The sequence below is a fragment of the Brachybacterium huguangmaarense genome, assembly GCF_025725725.1.
GTDB lineage: Bacteria > Actinomycetota > Actinomycetes > Actinomycetales > Dermabacteraceae > Brachybacterium > Brachybacterium huguangmaarense.
In genome coordinates, this window is sequence record NZ_CP107020.1 from 3,125,873 (window position 1) to 3,141,875 (window position 16,003).

A 16,003-nucleotide genomic window follows, 5' to 3' on the forward strand; every position below is an offset into this window, starting at 1 on the left:
GACCGGAGGACGCGATGACCATCCCCCTGCGCCCCTCCGGCCCGACCGGGCCCGAGGGCGATCCCCAGCAGACCTTCTACGAGGCCGTCGGCGGGCACGACACCTTCGTCGCCCTCGTCGACCGCTTCTACGAGGGCGTCGCGACCGACCCGCTGCTGCGGCCGATGTACCCCGAGGCCGATCTCGCCGGCGCACGCGAGCGCCTCACCCTGTTCCTCGAGCAGTACTGGGGCGGCCCCAAGACCTACGGGGAGCGACGCGGCCACCCGCGCCTGCGGATCCGTCACGCCGTGTTCCCGGTCTCGCCCGCCGCGCGCGACGCGTGGCTGGGCCACATGAACGCGGCGGTCGACGCGCTCGAGCTGCCGCCCCTGCACGCCGAGACCCTCCGGGACTACCTCGAGCGGGCCGCGCACTCGCTCGTCAACACCGTCGACGGCGGCCAGGCGCCGCTGGCCGGGCAGCAGATCCCGGGCACGCTGGACTGAGCCGCTCGCGGCGCGCCGCCCCGCCGGGTCCGTCCGCCGGGGCGGCGCGCCGCGATCGGCAGGACGCCCGGGGCCCGTGCCCGGTCCGTCCCCCGGGGCGGACGCTCAGTCCTCCCGGAAGCGGAGGGGCTCCCCCTCGTAGTCGCGCAGCGAGGCCCGCAGGTCCGCGTCGATCCGGGTGGGGCGGCCGGTCGCGGCGTCGACCAGCACGATCACGGTGCGTGCGGTCGCGTAGGGCGACGTGCCCTCCGGATCGTCGCGTGTGAGCACCTGGTAGTCGATCGTCAGGCTCGCACCCCCGATCCGGGACAGCCACAGCCGCACGATCACGGCGTCGCGGCGGAAGCCGAGCTCGCGCGCGTACTCGATGCGGTTGCTCGCGACCACGGTGTGCACGGTCGAGCCCGAGTCGTACGTGGGCAGCGCGCTCGGCAGGACCTCGGCGCCGAGCGCGATCTGCTCGTCGGGCGCGCCCCAGAAGGCCCGGATGCGGGCCTCCTCGAGGAGCGTGAGCATCGCGGAGTTGTTGACGTGCCCGTAGCCGTCGATGTCGCTCCAGCGCATGGGGACCGTGATGTCGAGATGAGCCATGGCGTCATGGTCTCACCCGCCGCGTCATAGCATGGCGGCCATGACCACGCCCGACGCGCCCGATCCCGACCTGACCTCCCCGGACGCCCGCGAGGTCGCCGCGGGCCTGGTGGCCCTGCTCGACCTCGCGGAGATCGACGACCACGTCTATCAGGGCTACTCGAACCCGCAGCCGGGCGGGCACGTCTTCGGCGGCCAGGTGATGGGCCAGGCGACCGTCGCGATGGGCCGCACGGTCCCCGAGGGACGCCGCATCCACTCCTCGTTCTCGTACTTCCTCGAGGCGGGGGCGCCCGACGTGCCCATCCGCTTCACGGTCGACGACCTGCGCGACGGCGGCTCGTTCTCCGTGCGCCGCGTGCTCGCCTCCCAGGAGCGGCCGACGGGCGGCGAGCGCATGATCTTCGCGATGACCGGCTCGTTCCAGGAGGAGCAGGAGGGCCTCGAGCACGGCGAGAGCGCGCCCGAGGCGCCGGACCCGGAGGGGCTGCCGACGACCGCTCAGGTGCTCGCCGGGATCGAGCACCCCGTCGCGCGCTACTGGGCCACCCAGCGTCCCATCGACATCCGCCACGTCACCGACCCCATCTACATCCGCCCGGACGGCAGCGCGAGCGCGACCCAGATGGTGTGGATGCGCACGATCGCCCCCATCGACGCCCCTCCCCTCGTGCACGACGCGATCCTGGCCTTCGCGAGCGACTACACGCCGTTCGAGGCGATCATGCGGCGCCAGGGCCTGTCGTGGGTCACGCCGGGGCTGCGGGCCGCGACGATCAACCACGGCATCTGGTGGCATCGCCACGTCGACGCCAACGAATGGCTCCTGTACGTCCAGCACTCGCCGTCGGCGTCGGGCGGCCGCGGCCTCACCGAGGGCCGCCTCTTCGACCGCGGCGGCGGCCTCGTGGCGACCGTGACCCAGGAGGGCATGATCCGCGTCAAGCAGTAGGCGGTCGGGCGTCCGCGCGGCGCATCGCGGCGCACCGGCAGTCGGCACATCGGGGTCGGCACATCGGGGTCGGCACATCGGGGTCGGCACATCGGGGTCGCCTTTTCGGGCGGAATTCGAGAGGAATTCCGCCCGAAAAGGCGATCTCGATGCACGAGGGAGCGAGCACGGACGCCCGGAAGCCCGCGCGCCGCTCACCGTCCCGCAGCGCGGGCGGGGCCCGTCAGACGCGGCGCTCGAAGGCGACGTAGCGTCTGGTCTCCGGCTGCAGGCACACGACCAGGTGGTCCTCGGGATCGCCCTCGGAGGTCACCTCGTCCTGGCAGAGCAGCGCCTGAAGCTGCTCGGGATCCAGCTCGGCCCCGGACGTGTCCATGATCGAGTCCATGAGATCCCGCTCGGTCCGCGTCGGCGGCGCCGTGAAGCGGTCGCGCTCCCACGCGCCCTCGACGTCGGAGGCCGGGATGGTGAAGACGTAGACGGCGTCGTGCTCGCCGTGCGGCCCGATCTCGGAGGTCGCGACGCTCTCGAGCGTCGACGTGCGCGGGAGCGGCCGCCCCCAGGAGTCGCCGAGGTCGACGAGCTGGACCACGTCGTCCGCCTCGACGGCCGACATCGAACATCCCGCCAGGGCGAGGCTGGCCAGGGCGGACACGAGCAGCACGCCGACGCCGCGAGGGCGCCGAGACGTTCGTGCGGTCATCCGCGCCTCACCGGACGGGCCCCTCCTCCTCGTCGGCGAGGCTCCCGTCGGCGTCATCGGCCGACGAGCGCGGCAACCCCGGGAGCGAGCACGTCGGCGGCGATGGTCCACACCGGGAACTGCGCCATGACCGCCTCCTCGGGGGCCCGAGCCGGCCCGATGCGGAGAGCGTATCCAGGCCTCGCCCGGCACGGAGCACGCCGGGACCGCCCTCGTGTGAGGAGGTCGTGGAGGAACGGAGCGTCTCGAGGACGCGGAGGATCGAGGTCGCCGTTTCGGGCGGAATCCGCAGAGAATTCCACCCGAAACGGCGATCTCGGTGACGGAGCGGGACCTGCGCGCGCCGGAGCCGAGCCCGGCGAGAGGCACGGGCACGGGCACACCATCCGGCCCACGCCCCACGCCCCGCGCCCGTGCGCGCCTCGATCAGCTCACTTCATGGCGTCGTTGCCGGCGTCCTGCGCCTCGGGCACGCCGTCCTTCGCGGTCTTCCGGCCGATGAAGATCTCCTGGAAGATCGGCATCGCGGCGGTCAGACCCGCGTTGGCCTTGGCGCCGGTGTCCGCGGGCGCGGGATCCTGCGTCGCCGTGATGAACTGCTGGACGTCGACGCCCTGGCCGCGCCAGTAGTCGACGAATGCGCCCTGCGCATCCGAGTGCGCGGGGAACGCGACGCCCTGCTCGCCGAGCGGGCGCTGGCCGTCGGCCGAGCCGAGCCACATCAGCAGCTTCTTGATGCCCTCGATCTTGTCGTCCTGCGCGCGGGCGTTGCCGACCGCGGTGACGCCGTGCACGAGCGACTTGGCGCCCGCCGGGCCGGCCACCATGGGGGCGATGGCCCAGTCGAAGGAGCCGGCGACGCCGTCGGCCACGTTCTTGAGGTTGTAGGGGCCGGACTGGAACAGCCCGAGCTTGCCCTGGGTGAACAGGTCGCGCGTGAAGTCGCCGTTCTCGTTGGTGTCCGCGGCGCTCGGCGCGATCTGGTCGACGTTGACGAGGTCGGCCATGTACTGGAAGGCCGCGATGCCCTGGTCGGTCGCGAACGCGTACTTGTCGTCGCTGTCCTCCCACTGGGCGCCGTTGGAGGCGAGGAAGGGGCCGATGATCGCCTGGCGGTCGGCCTGGGAGTTGAAGCCGTACTGGCTGCGGCTGTTGGCGTCGAAGCCGTCCTCGCCGGGATGCTTGCCGGCGCCGTCGACGGTGAGGGCGCGGCCGGCGTCGCGCAGCGGGTCGGTGTCGGCGGCGGGGTCGAAGCGCAGCTGGGTGGGATCGACGCCCGCGGCGTCGGTGAGCTTCTTGTTGTAGAACAGCGCGATCGAGTCCCACAGCTGCGGCACGCCCCACAGCGCGCCGTCGCGCGTGTAGAGGTCCACGACGGACTTCACCCACTTGTCGGTGTCGTCCTTGACGACGTCGGAGATGTTCATGAGGTTGCCGGACTGCTGGAACTGGACGTAGTTGGCCGAGTTCATCCAGTACACGTCGGCGGCCTCGGAGCTGCCCACGTCGAGCGAGAGCTGCTTCCAGTACTCGTCCCACGGGACGACGTCGATCGTGACCTTCCAGCCGGAGTCCTTGCTGAACTTCTCGAAGGACTCCTGGTAGGCGGCCTTGGCCGTGTCGTCCCAGAGGCGGAAGGTGAGGGTCTTCTGGTCGCCGTCGGAGCCGCCGGAGGAGCCCGAGGGCGAGCAGGCGGCCGCGGCGGTGGCGATGCCGGTGACACCGAGGGCGGTCAGGAGATGGCGACGGGTGAGCATGGGGAGTCCTTCCGTACAGGAGGCCTGGCGGTTCGCCGCCGGGCGATGCCACCCATTGTGCCTGGCCGACGCGGCCCGCCGCGCTCCCGCTCACGCCCGCGCGGCGCCCACCGCTGCTCCCCCGGCCGCAGGGCTCGCGCTCAGCGCAGCTGGGAGGCGCCGATCGACCGCGTGATCTGGCGCTGGAAGACGACGAACAGCACCACGAGCGGGATCATCGCGAGGGTCGTGGCCGCCATCACGAGGGTCCAGTTGTTGTTGTACTGGCTCTGCAGGCTCGCGGTCGCGACCGTGACGGTGCGCCACTGCGGACCGGACGTGATGATGAGCGGCCACATGAACGAGTTCCAGTGCGTCACCGCCGTGATCAGGACGAGCGTGACGATGATCGGGCGGTTGAGCGGGATCACGAGGTTCCACAGCAGGCGCAGGGTGCCGGCCCCGTCCACGCGCATCGCGTCGATGAGCTCGGTGGGCATGCCGCGGAAGTTCTCGCGCAGCAGGAAGATCGCGTACGGCGAGCCGAACACGAACGGCAGCACGAGCGCCCAGAACGTGTTGCGCATGTCGGCCTGGGCCATCATCAGGTACAGCGGCACGACCACCACGACCTGCGGGACCATGAGGGTCGCGACGTAGACCCAGAACAGCAGGTCGCGCCCGGGGAAGCGCAGGAGCGCGAAGGCGTAGGCGGCGAGGATGGAGAACACCATCTGCCCCACCAGGATCACGACGACCATCTGCACCGTGACCACGAGGGGCGTGACGAAGCTGTTCTCGCCCGTGAAGAGGCGGGCGACGTTCTCGAAGGTCGGCGGGGACGGCAGGTGCAGGGGGCCCTGCTGGGCGAACTGGCGCGCGCTCGTCAGGCCCGTGACGACCGACAGCACGAACGGCGCGAGCGTCAGCACCGCCGACACGACGAGCACCGCGTACGTCGCGATCATGCCCGCCGTCGAGCGGGCGTGCAGGGAGGAGCGTCTCGAGGCCATGGGTCTCAGCTCAGGTCGTAGGTGATGCGGCGGGAGAAGTACCGCTGCTGGACGACGGTGATCACGACGAGCAGGACGAACAGGATCACGGCGGCCGCGCTCGCCCGGCCCACCCGGAACGACGTGAACGCCTCGTTGTAGATGAGCGAGGCGATCACCTCGGTGCGGTGCTCGGGCCCTCCCCCGGTGAGCGCGTACACGGTGTCGAACACCTGGAAGCTCGCGACCACCTGGGTGACGGCGAGGAAGAACGTGGTGGGTCGCAGCAGCGGCACCGTGATCGACCACAGGCGGCGGGCCGGACCCGCCCCGTCGAGCTCGGCGGCCTCGTAGATCGAGTCGGGGATGCGCGTGAGCCCGGCCTGGAAGAACAGGGACACGTAGCCGACGTTCTGCCAGATCGCGACGAACGCGACCGCCGGCAGGGCGAGCGTCGGGGAGGTGAGCCACTCGACGCGGTGGCCGATGATCGCGTTGAGCGCGCCCGTGGACGGCTGGAAGATCCACTTCCAGACCACGCCGAGCGCGAGCGGCGCGCACACCCACGGGACGACGACGAGCACCCGCACGAGCGCCGAGCCCGGGAGGGCGCGCGCGAGCTGGGTCGCGAGCACGAGCCCGAGCGCGAGCGACACGGGCACCGAGATGAGCGTGAAGACGATCGTGACCAGCAGGGAGTTGGCCAGCGCCCCGCTGCCCAGCAGCTCGGTGTAGTTCTGCAGCCCGGCGAACTCGGGGGTGCCGATGAGGTCCCAGCGGGCGAAGGAGACGACGAACGCCAGCACGACCGGCAGCAGCAGGAAGGCGGTGACGCCGAGCAGGCTCGGCGCCACCAGCATCCATGCCATCAGCGGCTTGACGCGCATCACGCGGTGGCGACCAGCCCCAGCTCGGCCCGCGAGGCGAGCACCGGATGCTGCGGCGTCACGCGCACGGTGTAGCCGAGCTCGCCGGGCGCGGCGAGGGTGAAGCGGGCGCCGTAGCGGCCGCCCTCGGCGCGCTGCAGCGGGATCAGGGTGACGTCGGCCAGCTCGCCGGCGGCGTCGACCTGCCCGACGACGGCCTCGACCGTCACGTCCGCGTCCGTGAGGCCTGCGAGCTCCACGGCAGCCGACAGCGACAGCTCGGCGCCGGTCGGGGCGACCTCGCCGCGCGTGCCCTCGAGGCGCACGTCGGTCACGGAGACCTGGGGCCACGCGTCGGAGACCTGGGCCTTCCACGCCGTGAACGTCTCCTTGAGCGAGGGGTCGTCGGCGAACGCGCGGTAGGCGGCAGCGGCCGGCAGGTACAGGTCGGTCACGTAGTCGCGGACCATGCGGGCGGCCGTGACCTGGGGCGCGATCTGCACGAGGGAGCTGCGCACCTTCTCGAGCCAGCCCCTCGGGACGCCCTGCTGGTCGCGGTCGTAGAACAGGGGCGCGATGCGGTGCTCGAGGATGTCGTACAGCGCGTCGGCCTCGAGACGGTCGCGGTGCTCGCGGTCCCCGGACTCGACGGTCGGGATGGTCCAGCCGGTGTCGTCGGTGGCCATCTCGTCCCACCAGCCGTCGGAGATCGAGAACGTGAGCCCGCCGTTCATGGCGGCCTTCATGCCCGAGGTGCCCGAGGCCTCCTCGGGGCGGATCGGGTTGTTGAGCCACACGTCCGACCCGGCCACGAGCACCGAGGCCATCTTGATGTCGTAGTCGGGCAGGAACGCGATGCGGTGGCGCACGCCCGCCTCGTCGGCGAAGCGCACGAGCTTCTGCATGAACTCCTTGCCGGGGATGTCGGCCGGGTGGGCCTTGCCGGCGATGACGAACTGCACGGGGCGCTCGTCGTCGGTGAGGATGCGACGCAGCCGCTCCGGGTCGTTCAGCATGAGGGTCAGGCGCTTGTACGTCGAGACGCGCCGGGCGAAGCCGATCGTGAGCACGTCGGGGTCGAGGATGTCCTGGGCCCAGGACAGCTCGGCCTCGTCGGCGCCGCGACGCAGCCACGCGGTGCGCATGTGCTCGCGCGCCATCGTGACCAGGTCGGCGCGCAGGCGGTTGCGGGTGTCGACGAGGTCGTGGTCGGTGAGCTGGCCGAGCTGGCTCCAGTCCCCCGTGCCCGAGATGTCGATGTCGCCCATGGCCTTCTTGTAGAGGTCGTCCATGGGGGCGCTGACCCAGGTGCGACGGTGCACGCCGTTGGTGACCGAGCCGATCGGCACCTCGGCGACGTCGAAGCCGGGGTACAGGTCCTGGAACATCGCGCGCGAGACGGCGCCGTGCAGGCGGGACACGCCGTTGGAGCGCTGGGCGAGCCGGAAGCCCATGTGCGCCATGTTGAAGACGGTGCCGCCGTCCTCCTGACCGAGCGCGAGCGCGGCCTCGACCGGGAGGGTCGGGACGAGCCGCGAGATGCCCGCGTCGTCGGCGTCGAGGTAGCGGCGCAGCTCGCCCACGTCGAAGCGGTCGATGCCCGCCGGGACCGGCGTGTGCGTGGTGAAGACGGTGCCCGTGCGGACCTCGGAGAGCGCCTCGTCGAACCCTGCCCCCTGCTGCATCAGCTCGCCGATGCGCTCGAGGCCCGAGAAGCCCGCGTGGCCCTCGTTGAGGTGGAACACCTGCGGCTCCGGGTGGCCCGTGGCCTGGGCGTACGCGTGCACGGCGCGCACGCCGCCGATGCCGAGCACGATCTCCTGGACGATGCGGTGCTCGTGGTCGCCGCCGTAGAGGCGGTCGGTGATGGCGCGGGCCGCCTCGTCGTTGCCCTCGACGTTCGTGTCGAGCAGCAGCAGCGGGACGCGGCCGACCTGGGCCTTCCACACGGCGATCGCGACGTCGCGGTCGCCGGGGAGCTGCACCGACACGGTCAGCTGCTCGCCGTCGGCGCCGGCCACGGGCTCGATCGCGAGCTTCGAGGGGTCGTTGAGCTTGTAGTTCTCCTGCTGCCAGCCGTTGCGGTCCAGGCTCTGGGAGAAGTAGCCCCACTGGTAGAGCAGGCCGATCGCGACGAGCGGGACGCCGAGGTCCGAGGCGGACTTGAGGTGGTCGCCCGCGAGGATGCCGAGGCCGCCCGAGTAGATCGGGAGGGTCTCGGTGATGCCGAACTCCATCGAGAAGTACGCGACGGCGGGGACCGGGCCGTTGTCGGCGGAGGTCGCACGCTGGAACCAGCGGTCCGAGGTCATGTAGGTGTGCAGATCACCGAGCTCGGCGCGCATGCGCTGTCCGAAGCGCTCGTCGCGGGCGAGCTGCGCGAGGCGGCTCGCGGGCACGAGCGGGAGCATCGCGATCGGGTTCTCGCCGCTGCGCTCGAAGGCCTCCTCGTCGATCGACCGGAACAGGTCGAGCGTCTGGCGGCGCCAGGCCCAGCGCAGGTTCATCGCCAGATCGCGGAGCGGCGCGAGCGAGGCGGGCAGGTCGGAGGCGACGGTGATCGTGCTGATCGGCTTCATGCGCCCGAGGGTACCGGACGGTCTCGGCGTCTTGCAGACACTCCCATATCCCGTCCGCTGTGCGGTCCGCCACGTGCCATGCGGGTGGCCAGCACGGATTCGTCCGAGGGCGGGCAGGGACGGAGGGGTCTCCGGGAGGACGTTCGCAAGTTCTTGCACGAGGAGGGGTCGAGGCCGGGACGGCGCAGGGCCCCGCACCGTCGGGTGCGGGGCCCTGCGGGCGGGTCGGAGAGACTCAGTCGCGGGTCAGGCGACGGTGGGTGACGCGATGCGGGCGCGCCACGTCCTCGCCCAGGCGGTCGACCTTGTTCTTCTCGTAGGCCTCGAAGTTGCCCTCGAACCAGTACCACGCCGAGGGGTCCTCCTCGGTGCCCTCGTAGGCCAGGATGTGCGTGGCCACGCGGTCGAGGAACCAGCGGTCGTGGGAGACCACGACGGCGCAGCCGGGGAACTCGAGCAGCGCGTTCTCGAGCGAGCCGAGGGTCTGCACGTCGAGGTCGTTGGTGGGCTCGTCGAGCAGGAGCACGTTGCCGCCCTGCTTGAGGGTGAGCGCGAGGTTGAGGCGGTTGCGCTCGCCGCCCGAGAGCACGCCGGCCTTCTTCTGCTGGTCGGGGCCCTTGAAGCCGAACTGCGAGACATAGGCGCGCGAGGGGATCTCGACCTTGCCGACCTGGATGAAGTCGAGACCGTCGGAGACGACCTCCCACAGGTTCTTCTCGGGGTCGATGTTCTCGCGGTTCTGGTCGACGTAGCTCAGCTTCACGGTCTCGCCGATCTTGAGGTCGCCCGCGTCGAGCGGCTCGAGACCCACGATCGTCTTGAACAGCGTGGTCTTGCCGACGCCGTTGGGGCCGATGACGCCGACGATGCCGTTGGGCGGGAGCGAGAACGACAGGTCCTCGATGAGCACGCGGTCCCCGAAGCCCTTGCGGATGTTCTTGGCGTCGATCACGACGGTGCCCAGGCGCGGGCCCGGCGGGATCGTGATCTCCTCGAAGTCGAGCTTGCGGGTGCGCTCGGCCTCGGCGGCCATCTCCTCGTAGCGGGCCAGACGGGCCTTCGACTTGGCCTGGCGCCCCTTGGAGTTCGACCGCACCCACTCGAGCTCCTCCTTGAGGCGCTTGGCGAGCTTGGCGTCCTTCTTGCCCTGGACCTGCAGACGCTCCTCCTTCTTCTCCAGATAGGTGGAGTAGTTGCCCTCGTAGGGGTAGAGGTGGCCGCGATCGACCTCGGCGATCCACTGGGCCACGTGGTCCAGGAAGTACCGGTCGTGGGTGACGGCGATGACGGCGCCCTCGTACTGCTGGAGGTGCTGCTCGAGCCACAGCACGCTCTCGGCGTCGAGGTGGTTGGTGGGCTCGTCGAGCAGGAGCAGGTCCGGCTTCTCGAGCAGCAGCTTGCACAGGGCGACGCGGCGCCGCTCGCCACCGGACAGATGGGTGACGGGCTCGTCCCCGGGCGGGCAGCGCAGGGCGTCCATCGCCTGCTCGAGCTGGGAGTCGAGGTCCCAGCCGTTGGCGTTGTCGATCGCGGTCTGCAGGGTGCCCATCTCGGCCATGAGCGCGTCGAAGTCGGCGTCGGGTTCGGCCATCTCCTCGCCGATCGCGTTGAAGCGCTGGACCTTGCGGTACAGGTCGCCCATGCCCTCCTGGACGTTCTCGAGGACCGTCTTGGACTCGTCGAGCGGCGGCTCCTGGAGCAGGATGCCCACGCTGTAGCCGGGCGAGAGGCGGGCCTCGCCGTTGGAGGGCTGGTCGAGGCCGGCCATGATCTTGAGGATCGTGGACTTGCCGGCGCCGTTGGGGCCGACCATGCCGATCTTGGCGCCCGGATAGAAGCTCATGGTGACGTCATCGAGGATGACCTTATCGCCGACGGCCTTGCGGGCCTTGTACATGGTGTAGATGAACTCTGCCAACACTTCTCCTGGTCGAATGCGGATGGGGCAGCGGCGCACGCGGCCGGCGCGGCGCGCGAGAGGGCTTCGTGACCGCCCGGGCACGGGGCCGCACGGCGGTGGACGCGCGGAGGGACTCCGGCATCGGGCACAACCTTAGCGGCCGGTCCCGCATTCCCGGCGGCGCGGGGGCTCCGCAGGGCCTGTGTCCGCCGTCCGCGTCCCGTCCGGGGGCGGCCGGGGTCAGTCCAGGGTGATGCCCCGGGCGGCGAGCAGCTCGCGGGCCTGGGCGACACCGGGGTTGGGGGTGCCCGGGTCCCGATCGGGATCGTTGCGCGGCCAGAGGTGGGCGTCGATGCCGAGGTCACGGGCGCCGCGCACGTTCTCCTCGCGGTCGTCGAAGAAGACGACGCCGCCCGGCCGGGCCACTCCTCCGGACTCGTGGGCGAGGGCGGAGAGCAGGATCTCGTAGATCTCCGGGTCGGGCTTGACGATGCCCTCCTCGCCCGAGATGACGGCGAAGGAGAAGGCCTCGAACCAGTCGGCGCGCCGGACCGCCTCGCCGAAGGCGATCGAGGCGTTGGACAGCAGCACGAGGGTCACGCCGTTGCGGGCGAGGTCGTGCAGGAGCGCCCGGGCCTCGGGGTCCAGGCGCAGCCAGTAGCGGTCGTCGGCGTCCTGGAGGTCCTCGACCGTCGTCGCCGAGGGCTCGGGGATCGCCCCGGCCGCGGCGACCGCTCCCCAGTACCGCTCGGGGCTCGTGTCCCCGTGGTCGTAGGCGGCGCGCCCGTCCCAGTAGGCGCGGGCCACGTCGGCGCGGTCGCCGCCCGTGATCTCGAGGACGTCGCCGACGGGGTCGTGCCCCGCGCTCAGGACGCCGCCGAAGTCGAACACGACGACGGGGCGCGGGGCGGCGCGGCGGACGGACGAGCGGCGGCTCACGGGGTTCTCCGTTCCTTCGGGGCTCCGGTCACGCCGAACCCTCTCACGATCCGCACGTGGGCAGGGAGTCGGCGCTGCCGGTCGTGCCGATGGTCTCGACCGCGGCGAGCGCGTCGTCGAAGGTCGAGACCTTGACGACCGCGAGGCCGCTCGGCACATGCCCGGTGACCTCGTCGCAGTTGCCCGCGGGCGCGAGGAAGAACCGCGCGCCCTCCTCGCGCGCCCCGACCATCTTCTGGCGGATACCGCCGATCGCTCCGACCTGCCCGTCGGCGCTCATGGTCCCGGTGCCGGCGATCGCCGCGCCCCCGGTGAGGGAGCCCGGCGTGAGCTCGTCGTAGACGGCGAGGGCGAACATGGTGCCGGCGCTCGGCCCGCCGACCCCGTCGACGGTGACGGTCACGTCGACCGGGAACTCGTAGCCGGGGGCCAGCACGATGCCCATCCGGGTGGTGCCGTCGACCTGCTCGGTCGGGACCTGCACGGTGGTCTCGGCGCCCGCGCGCCGCACGACCATGGTGAGGTCCTGACCGGCGGGGGCGGCGCGCGTCAGCTTCTGGTAGTCGGCGGTCGTGGTGCGGCTCTGACCGTCGATCGACACCACAATGTCACCGGGCTCGAGCACGCCGTCGGCCGGTCCGCCCTGGAGCACGCCGGCGACCATGACGTCCTGGTGGTAGGCCATGCCGAGCGCGGTGAGCGCGACCGCGACCGCGTCCTGCTGGGACGTCGTCATGTCGGCGCTGTTGCGCAGCGAGGTCTCCTCCTCCGACTGGCCGTCGGGGAACACGAGCTCGCGCGGGAGCACCGACTCGGAGGAGTCGAACCAGGCCCCGATCACCTGCGCGGGCGTGACCGGATAGCCGGGGCCGCCGGCCACCGAGACGGTCGTCATCATGAGGGAGCCCGTGGTGGGGTACTGCTCGGCGCCGCTGATCGAGAGGACCCGCTCGCCGTCGTGCTCGCCCAGCACGTCGATCGCCGGGCCGGGCTGCTCGATCACGTACGGGACCGGGAGGAACATGCCGCCCAGGAGCAGCCCGCACATGGCCACGAGCGAGACCCAGGTGGCGACGGCACGGCCGGAGGGCCGGCGCCGGGCGGGGGCGGGCGCGGTCGGTGCCGCCTCGGGGGCCGGGGACGTCGCGTCGGGGCTGGAGGTCACCTACGTCATTGTGCCGCACCCTTCAGGTCGCGCCCACGCGTGCTCGGTAGGCTGGAAGCCATCGACACGTCCGTCGCGCACCGCCTCGCGACGACCCTCCCGCGCGTGCGGGAGGCCGCGCCACCATGGAGGCCCCCGTGAGCCAGAACCCCATGCCCCCTGACAACTCCGACGAGCAGAACCTGCGCCGTTTCCTCGAGGAGGTGTTCGGCGGCCAGCTCCCGCCCGAGGCTCTCGACGGGGTGGACCTGTCCGAGCTCGCCCGGCAGGCGAACCTGCCCACCGACCCGAACCAGCTGCGCGCGGCCGCCGCCCAGATGCAGCACCTGTTCGACGCGGGCGGCGAGGGCCCGGTCAACTGGAAGCTCGGCCACGACCTCGCCCGGCAGACGGCGAGCGGCGCGGTGCAGATCCCCGGCGCTCCCGCGGTCGCCGGCAGCCCCGGCGATCCCTCCCCCACGCCCCAGCAGATCCAGGACCTGCGGGAGGCCGGGAACATCGCCGCGCTGTGGCTCGACCCGCACGTGGCGGTCGACATGCCCGCCGCCGCGCTCGACGTGTGGAGCCGCGGCACCTGGGTGCACCGCACGCTGCCCCGCTGGCAGTCGATCACCGAGCCCGTGGCGACCTACATGTCCGGCGCGATCGGCGATGCGCTCGCGGCCCAGATGCAGCAGCTCCCGATGGAGCTGCCGGGCGGGGACCCCCGCACGATGATGGAGCGCATGGGCGGCACCATGTTCGGCGTGCAGTTCGGCCACGCGATCGGCTCGCTCGCGCGCGAGGAGTCCGGCACGACCGATCTGTCCCTGCCGCTCGGCCCCGACGGGGTCCCGGCGCTCGTGGCCGCGAACGTCGAGGACCTGATCCGCGACAACGAACTGGATCCCTCGGCCGCCCGCATCTTCCTGGCCGCGCGCGAGATCGCGCACACGGCCCTGTTCGCGGCGGTCCCATGGCTGCCCCGGCAGCTCTTCGGCGCGATCGAGGACTACGCCCGCGGGATCACCCTGGACCTCGACGCCCTCGACGAGATGGTGCGCGGCCTGGACATGTCCGATCCGCAGGCGATGGCCAAGGCCGCTCCCGACGGCATGTTCGTGTTCACGCGCCGCGAGTCCCAGGAGCGTGCTCTCGAGGAGCTCGCGACCACGCTCGCGCTCGTCGAGTCCTGGGTCGACCACGTGGTCTCGACCTCGCTCGAGGGCAAGCTGCCCGGCCTCGACGCGATGCGCGAGGTGGTCCGCCGCCGCCGCGCCTCGGGCGGCCCCGCCGAACAGATGCTCGCCTCCGTGGTGGGCATCGAGCTGCGGCCGCGCCGCGTGCGCGAGGCCCTCGCCTGGTGGGACAGCGTGCTCGCGACCGAGGGCGTCGAGGGGCGCGACCGGGTGTGGGAGCACCCGGACCTGCTGCCGACGGCCGAGGTGCTGAGCGGCCGCCCGCAGGCCCCGCGCACCGAGGGCGAGAGCGCCGAGGCCGCCGAGACGGCGGCCAAGACCGACTTCGACGCCGAGCTCGAGAAGCTGCTGCGCGGCGAGGGCGACGCCGACGCCCCCAAGGAGGACGAGGCCGGCCGTGTGAGCGGCGACGACCCGGGCGCCGACGGGCCGGGATCGGGCCCGGGTGTCGGCGATGACGGGGACACCCCGTCGACGCCCGCCTCATGACCCCTCCCGGTCCGGCCGGTCCGGCCGGTCCGGCCGCGCCCGCCGGGGACGATCCGCGTCGCGCGCTCGCCGAGCTCGCCGCCGCCGACTCCCCCGCGGTCGACCCGCGCCTGCGCACCGCCTTCGCGGAGCTCATGCGTCGCACGCCCGCGGCCCTGCACCGCGAGGGCGGCCCCGTGCATCTGACCGCGAGCGCCCTCGTGGTGGACGCGGACGGCGAGCACGTCGCCCTCGTCTGGCACCGCAAGGGGCGCTTCTGGGTCCAACCGGGCGGCCACATCGAGCACGGCGAGACCTCCTTCGAGGCCGCGGCTCGCCGCGAGGCGGAGGAGGAGACGGGCCTGGGCTCGCTGCGGCGGGTCGGCCCGGGCCCCGCGATGCTCCATGCGCACGCCCTCTCCGACGCCTTCGGCGGCTGCCGCGAGCACTGGGACGTGCAGTACCTGTTCCGGGCGCCCGTCCGCGCGCAGGAGGCGCCCCTGCGCGCGAGCGACGAGACGCCCGAGGCGATCTGGGTCCCCTGGCCGCGCGGCGCCGACGGCCGCCACGGCGGCGCCCCGGCCCTGCCGGCGGGGACCGTCCCGGACCTCGGGGCCTCCCTCGCGGCGCTCGCCCCGCTCGTCGACGCCCAGCCCGGCTGACACCGCCGTCCCGGCGCGGGTGATGTCGACGGCCCGGCGCAGTCAGTCGACGTCGCCTCCGGTCCCGCCGTGCTCGGGCGTCGTGCCCTCGACCGGTCCCGCCTCACGGCCCGTCTCGGGTCCGCCCTTGGGCGGTTCGGCGCCCCGCTGCTCGGCGAAGCTCACGCCGTCGAGGAAGCCGCGGGCGCGCTCGGTGTGCGGGTAGCGGTGCACGAGGGCCCAGAACGCGGGACCGTGGCCGCCCTCGAAGAGATGCGCGAGCTCGTGGACGAGCACGTAGTCGAGCACGTCCTCGGGCATCTCCTTCAGGCGCGAGGAGATGCGGATCGTGCCGTCGGCAGGGGTGCACGAGCCCCAGCGCGAGCGCTGACGCGTGCTCCAGGTGACGGAGGAGGGGCGGGCGCGGCCCTCGAAGTGCCGTCGGCTGAGGGCGGCGGCACGCGCCGCGAGCTCCTCGTCGCCCCGGCCGGCGGCCCGCGACTCCTGGGCCGCGATCCGCTCGACCATGGCGCGAACCCAGCGCGCCTCCTCGCGCCGGGAGAACGAGGCCGGGATCGCGACCTCGAGCGCGCCGCCGCGGCGCGTGATCGTGACGGTGCGGCGGCGTCGGGCGGAGCGGCGCACGAAGATCTGCTCACCGCGTGGGCCGGTGATCCCATCATGTGGAACGAGGTCGGGCATGGTCCAAGATTCCCACGGAATCGTGTCGTCCCCAGGATGTGCACACGGTCGATGCTCGTCACAGGCGCTCCGGGCGCGTGCACGGGGGACCTGTCAACACCCC

The 16,003-nt window shown here is 72.3% G+C and carries 14 protein-coding genes; 4 read left to right on the forward strand and 10 right to left on the reverse strand.

What is annotated here, in order from left to right; all coding sequences use genetic code 11:
• The first annotated feature begins 14 nt into the window (after positions 1–14).
• Positions 15–488, forward strand: a complete 474-nt coding sequence (locus BRM3_RS14415; protein WP_263593986.1) for a globin — start codon at positions 15–17, stop codon at positions 486–488.
• A gap of 105 nt (positions 489–593) precedes the next feature.
• Here the strand turns inward: BRM3_RS14415 and BRM3_RS14420 are convergent, their stop codons facing one another.
• On the reverse strand, positions 594–1,079 hold the full coding sequence (locus BRM3_RS14420) for an acyl-CoA thioesterase (RefSeq protein WP_263593987.1): 486 nt from the start codon (positions 1,077–1,079) through the stop codon (positions 594–596).
• 40 nt (positions 1,080–1,119) lie between these two features.
• Between BRM3_RS14420 and BRM3_RS14425 the strand changes: the two genes are divergently transcribed.
• On the forward strand, positions 1,120–2,031 hold the full coding sequence (locus BRM3_RS14425; protein ID WP_263593988.1) for an acyl-CoA thioesterase: 912 nt from the start codon (positions 1,120–1,122) through the stop codon (positions 2,029–2,031).
• 223 nt (positions 2,032–2,254) lie between these two features.
• Here BRM3_RS14425 and BRM3_RS14430 read toward each other — a convergent pair whose 3' ends face one another.
• The 8 genes from BRM3_RS14430 to BRM3_RS14465 all read right to left on the reverse strand — a co-directional run bounded on the left by BRM3_RS14430 (position 2,255) and on the right by BRM3_RS14465 (position 12,911).
• Positions 2,255–2,734 (reverse strand): hypothetical protein, encoded by a 480-nt coding sequence (locus BRM3_RS14430; RefSeq protein WP_263593989.1) that lies wholly within the window; start codon positions 2,732–2,734, stop codon positions 2,255–2,257.
• 431 nt (positions 2,735–3,165) lie between these two features.
• Positions 3,166–4,491: an ABC transporter substrate-binding protein gene (locus BRM3_RS14435; RefSeq protein ID WP_263593990.1), complete on the reverse strand. Its 1,326-nt coding sequence runs from the start codon at positions 4,489–4,491 to the stop codon at positions 3,166–3,168.
• Positions 4,492–4,631: 140 nt separating this feature from the next.
• Positions 4,632–5,483: a carbohydrate ABC transporter permease gene (locus BRM3_RS14440; protein WP_263593991.1), complete on the reverse strand. Its 852-nt coding sequence runs from the start codon at positions 5,481–5,483 to the stop codon at positions 4,632–4,634.
• A 5-nt stretch (positions 5,484–5,488) separates the two neighbouring features.
• On the reverse strand, positions 5,489–6,349 hold the full coding sequence (locus BRM3_RS14445) for a carbohydrate ABC transporter permease (RefSeq protein WP_318152416.1): 861 nt from the start codon (positions 6,347–6,349) through the stop codon (positions 5,489–5,491).
• Complete coding sequence (glgP, locus tag BRM3_RS14450; protein WP_263593993.1) at positions 6,349–8,907, reverse strand: alpha-glucan family phosphorylase; 2,559 nt, start codon at positions 8,905–8,907, stop codon at positions 6,349–6,351. Before glgP ends, BRM3_RS14445 begins: the two co-directional genes overlap by 1 nt.
• Positions 8,908–9,142: 235 nt before the next feature.
• Positions 9,143–10,825, reverse strand: coding sequence for an energy-dependent translational throttle protein EttA (gene ettA, locus BRM3_RS14455; RefSeq protein WP_263593994.1), 1,683 nt, complete (start codon positions 10,823–10,825; stop codon positions 9,143–9,145).
• Between the two features lie 222 nt (positions 10,826–11,047).
• Positions 11,048–11,746 (reverse strand): HAD family hydrolase, encoded by a 699-nt coding sequence (locus BRM3_RS14460; protein WP_263593995.1) that lies wholly within the window; start codon positions 11,744–11,746, stop codon positions 11,048–11,050.
• Positions 11,747–11,789: 43 nt separating this feature from the next.
• Positions 11,790–12,911 (reverse strand): YlbL family protein, encoded by a 1,122-nt coding sequence (locus tag BRM3_RS14465; protein WP_263593996.1) that lies wholly within the window; start codon positions 12,909–12,911, stop codon positions 11,790–11,792.
• 137 nt (positions 12,912–13,048) lie between these two features.
• On the opposite strand from BRM3_RS14465, the gene BRM3_RS14470 reads away from it, so the two are divergent.
• Together BRM3_RS14470 and BRM3_RS14475 are read left to right on the forward strand one after the other, a co-directional pair.
• Positions 13,049–14,578, forward strand: coding sequence for a zinc-dependent metalloprotease (locus BRM3_RS14470; RefSeq protein WP_263593997.1), 1,530 nt, complete (start codon positions 13,049–13,051; stop codon positions 14,576–14,578).
• The gene (locus BRM3_RS14475; protein WP_263593998.1) at positions 14,575–15,219 is read left to right on the forward strand and encodes an NUDIX domain-containing protein; all 645 of its coding nucleotides are present in this window, start codon (positions 14,575–14,577) and stop codon (positions 15,217–15,219) included. Before BRM3_RS14470 ends, BRM3_RS14475 begins: the two co-directional genes overlap by 4 nt.
• 42 nt (positions 15,220–15,261) lie before the next feature.
• On the opposite strand, the gene BRM3_RS14480 is transcribed toward BRM3_RS14475, so the two are convergent.
• Positions 15,262–15,900 carry a M48 metallopeptidase family protein gene (locus BRM3_RS14480; protein WP_263593999.1) on the reverse strand — a complete coding sequence of 213 codons (639 nt, stop codon included), beginning with the start codon at positions 15,898–15,900 and terminating at the stop codon, positions 15,262–15,264.
• Between the last annotated feature and the right edge of the window lie 103 nt (positions 15,901–16,003).

Bases quoted from the DNA above. Each gene is read 5' to 3' on its own strand.
- BRM3_RS14415 (WP_263593986.1), top strand. From the start codon at position 15: ATGACCATCCCCCTGCGCCCCTCCGGCCCGACCGGGCCCGAGGGCGAT.
- BRM3_RS14420 (WP_263593987.1), bottom strand. From the start codon at position 1,079: ATGGCTCATCTCGACATCACGGTCCCCATGCGCTGGAGCGACATCGAC.
- BRM3_RS14425 (WP_263593988.1), top strand. From the start codon at position 1,120: ATGACCACGCCCGACGCGCCCGATCCCGACCTGACCTCCCCGGACGCC.
- BRM3_RS14430 (WP_263593989.1), bottom strand. From the start codon at position 2,734: ATGACCGCACGAACGTCTCGGCGCCCTCGCGGCGTCGGCGTGCTGCTC.
- BRM3_RS14435 (WP_263593990.1), bottom strand. From the start codon at position 4,491: ATGCTCACCCGTCGCCATCTCCTGACCGCCCTCGGTGTCACCGGCATC.
- BRM3_RS14440 (WP_263593991.1), bottom strand. From the start codon at position 5,483: ATGGCCTCGAGACGCTCCTCCCTGCACGCCCGCTCGACGGCGGGCATG.
- BRM3_RS14445 (WP_318152416.1), bottom strand. From the start codon at position 6,349: ATGCGCGTCAAGCCGCTGATGGCATGGATGCTGGTGGCGCCGAGCCTG.
- glgP (WP_263593993.1), bottom strand. From the start codon at position 8,907: ATGAAGCCGATCAGCACGATCACCGTCGCCTCCGACCTGCCCGCCTCG.
- BRM3_RS14475 (WP_263593998.1), top strand. From the start codon at position 14,575: ATGACCCCTCCCGGTCCGGCCGGTCCGGCCGGTCCGGCCGCGCCCGCC.
- BRM3_RS14480 (WP_263593999.1), bottom strand. From the start codon at position 15,900: ATGCCCGACCTCGTTCCACATGATGGGATCACCGGCCCACGCGGTGAG.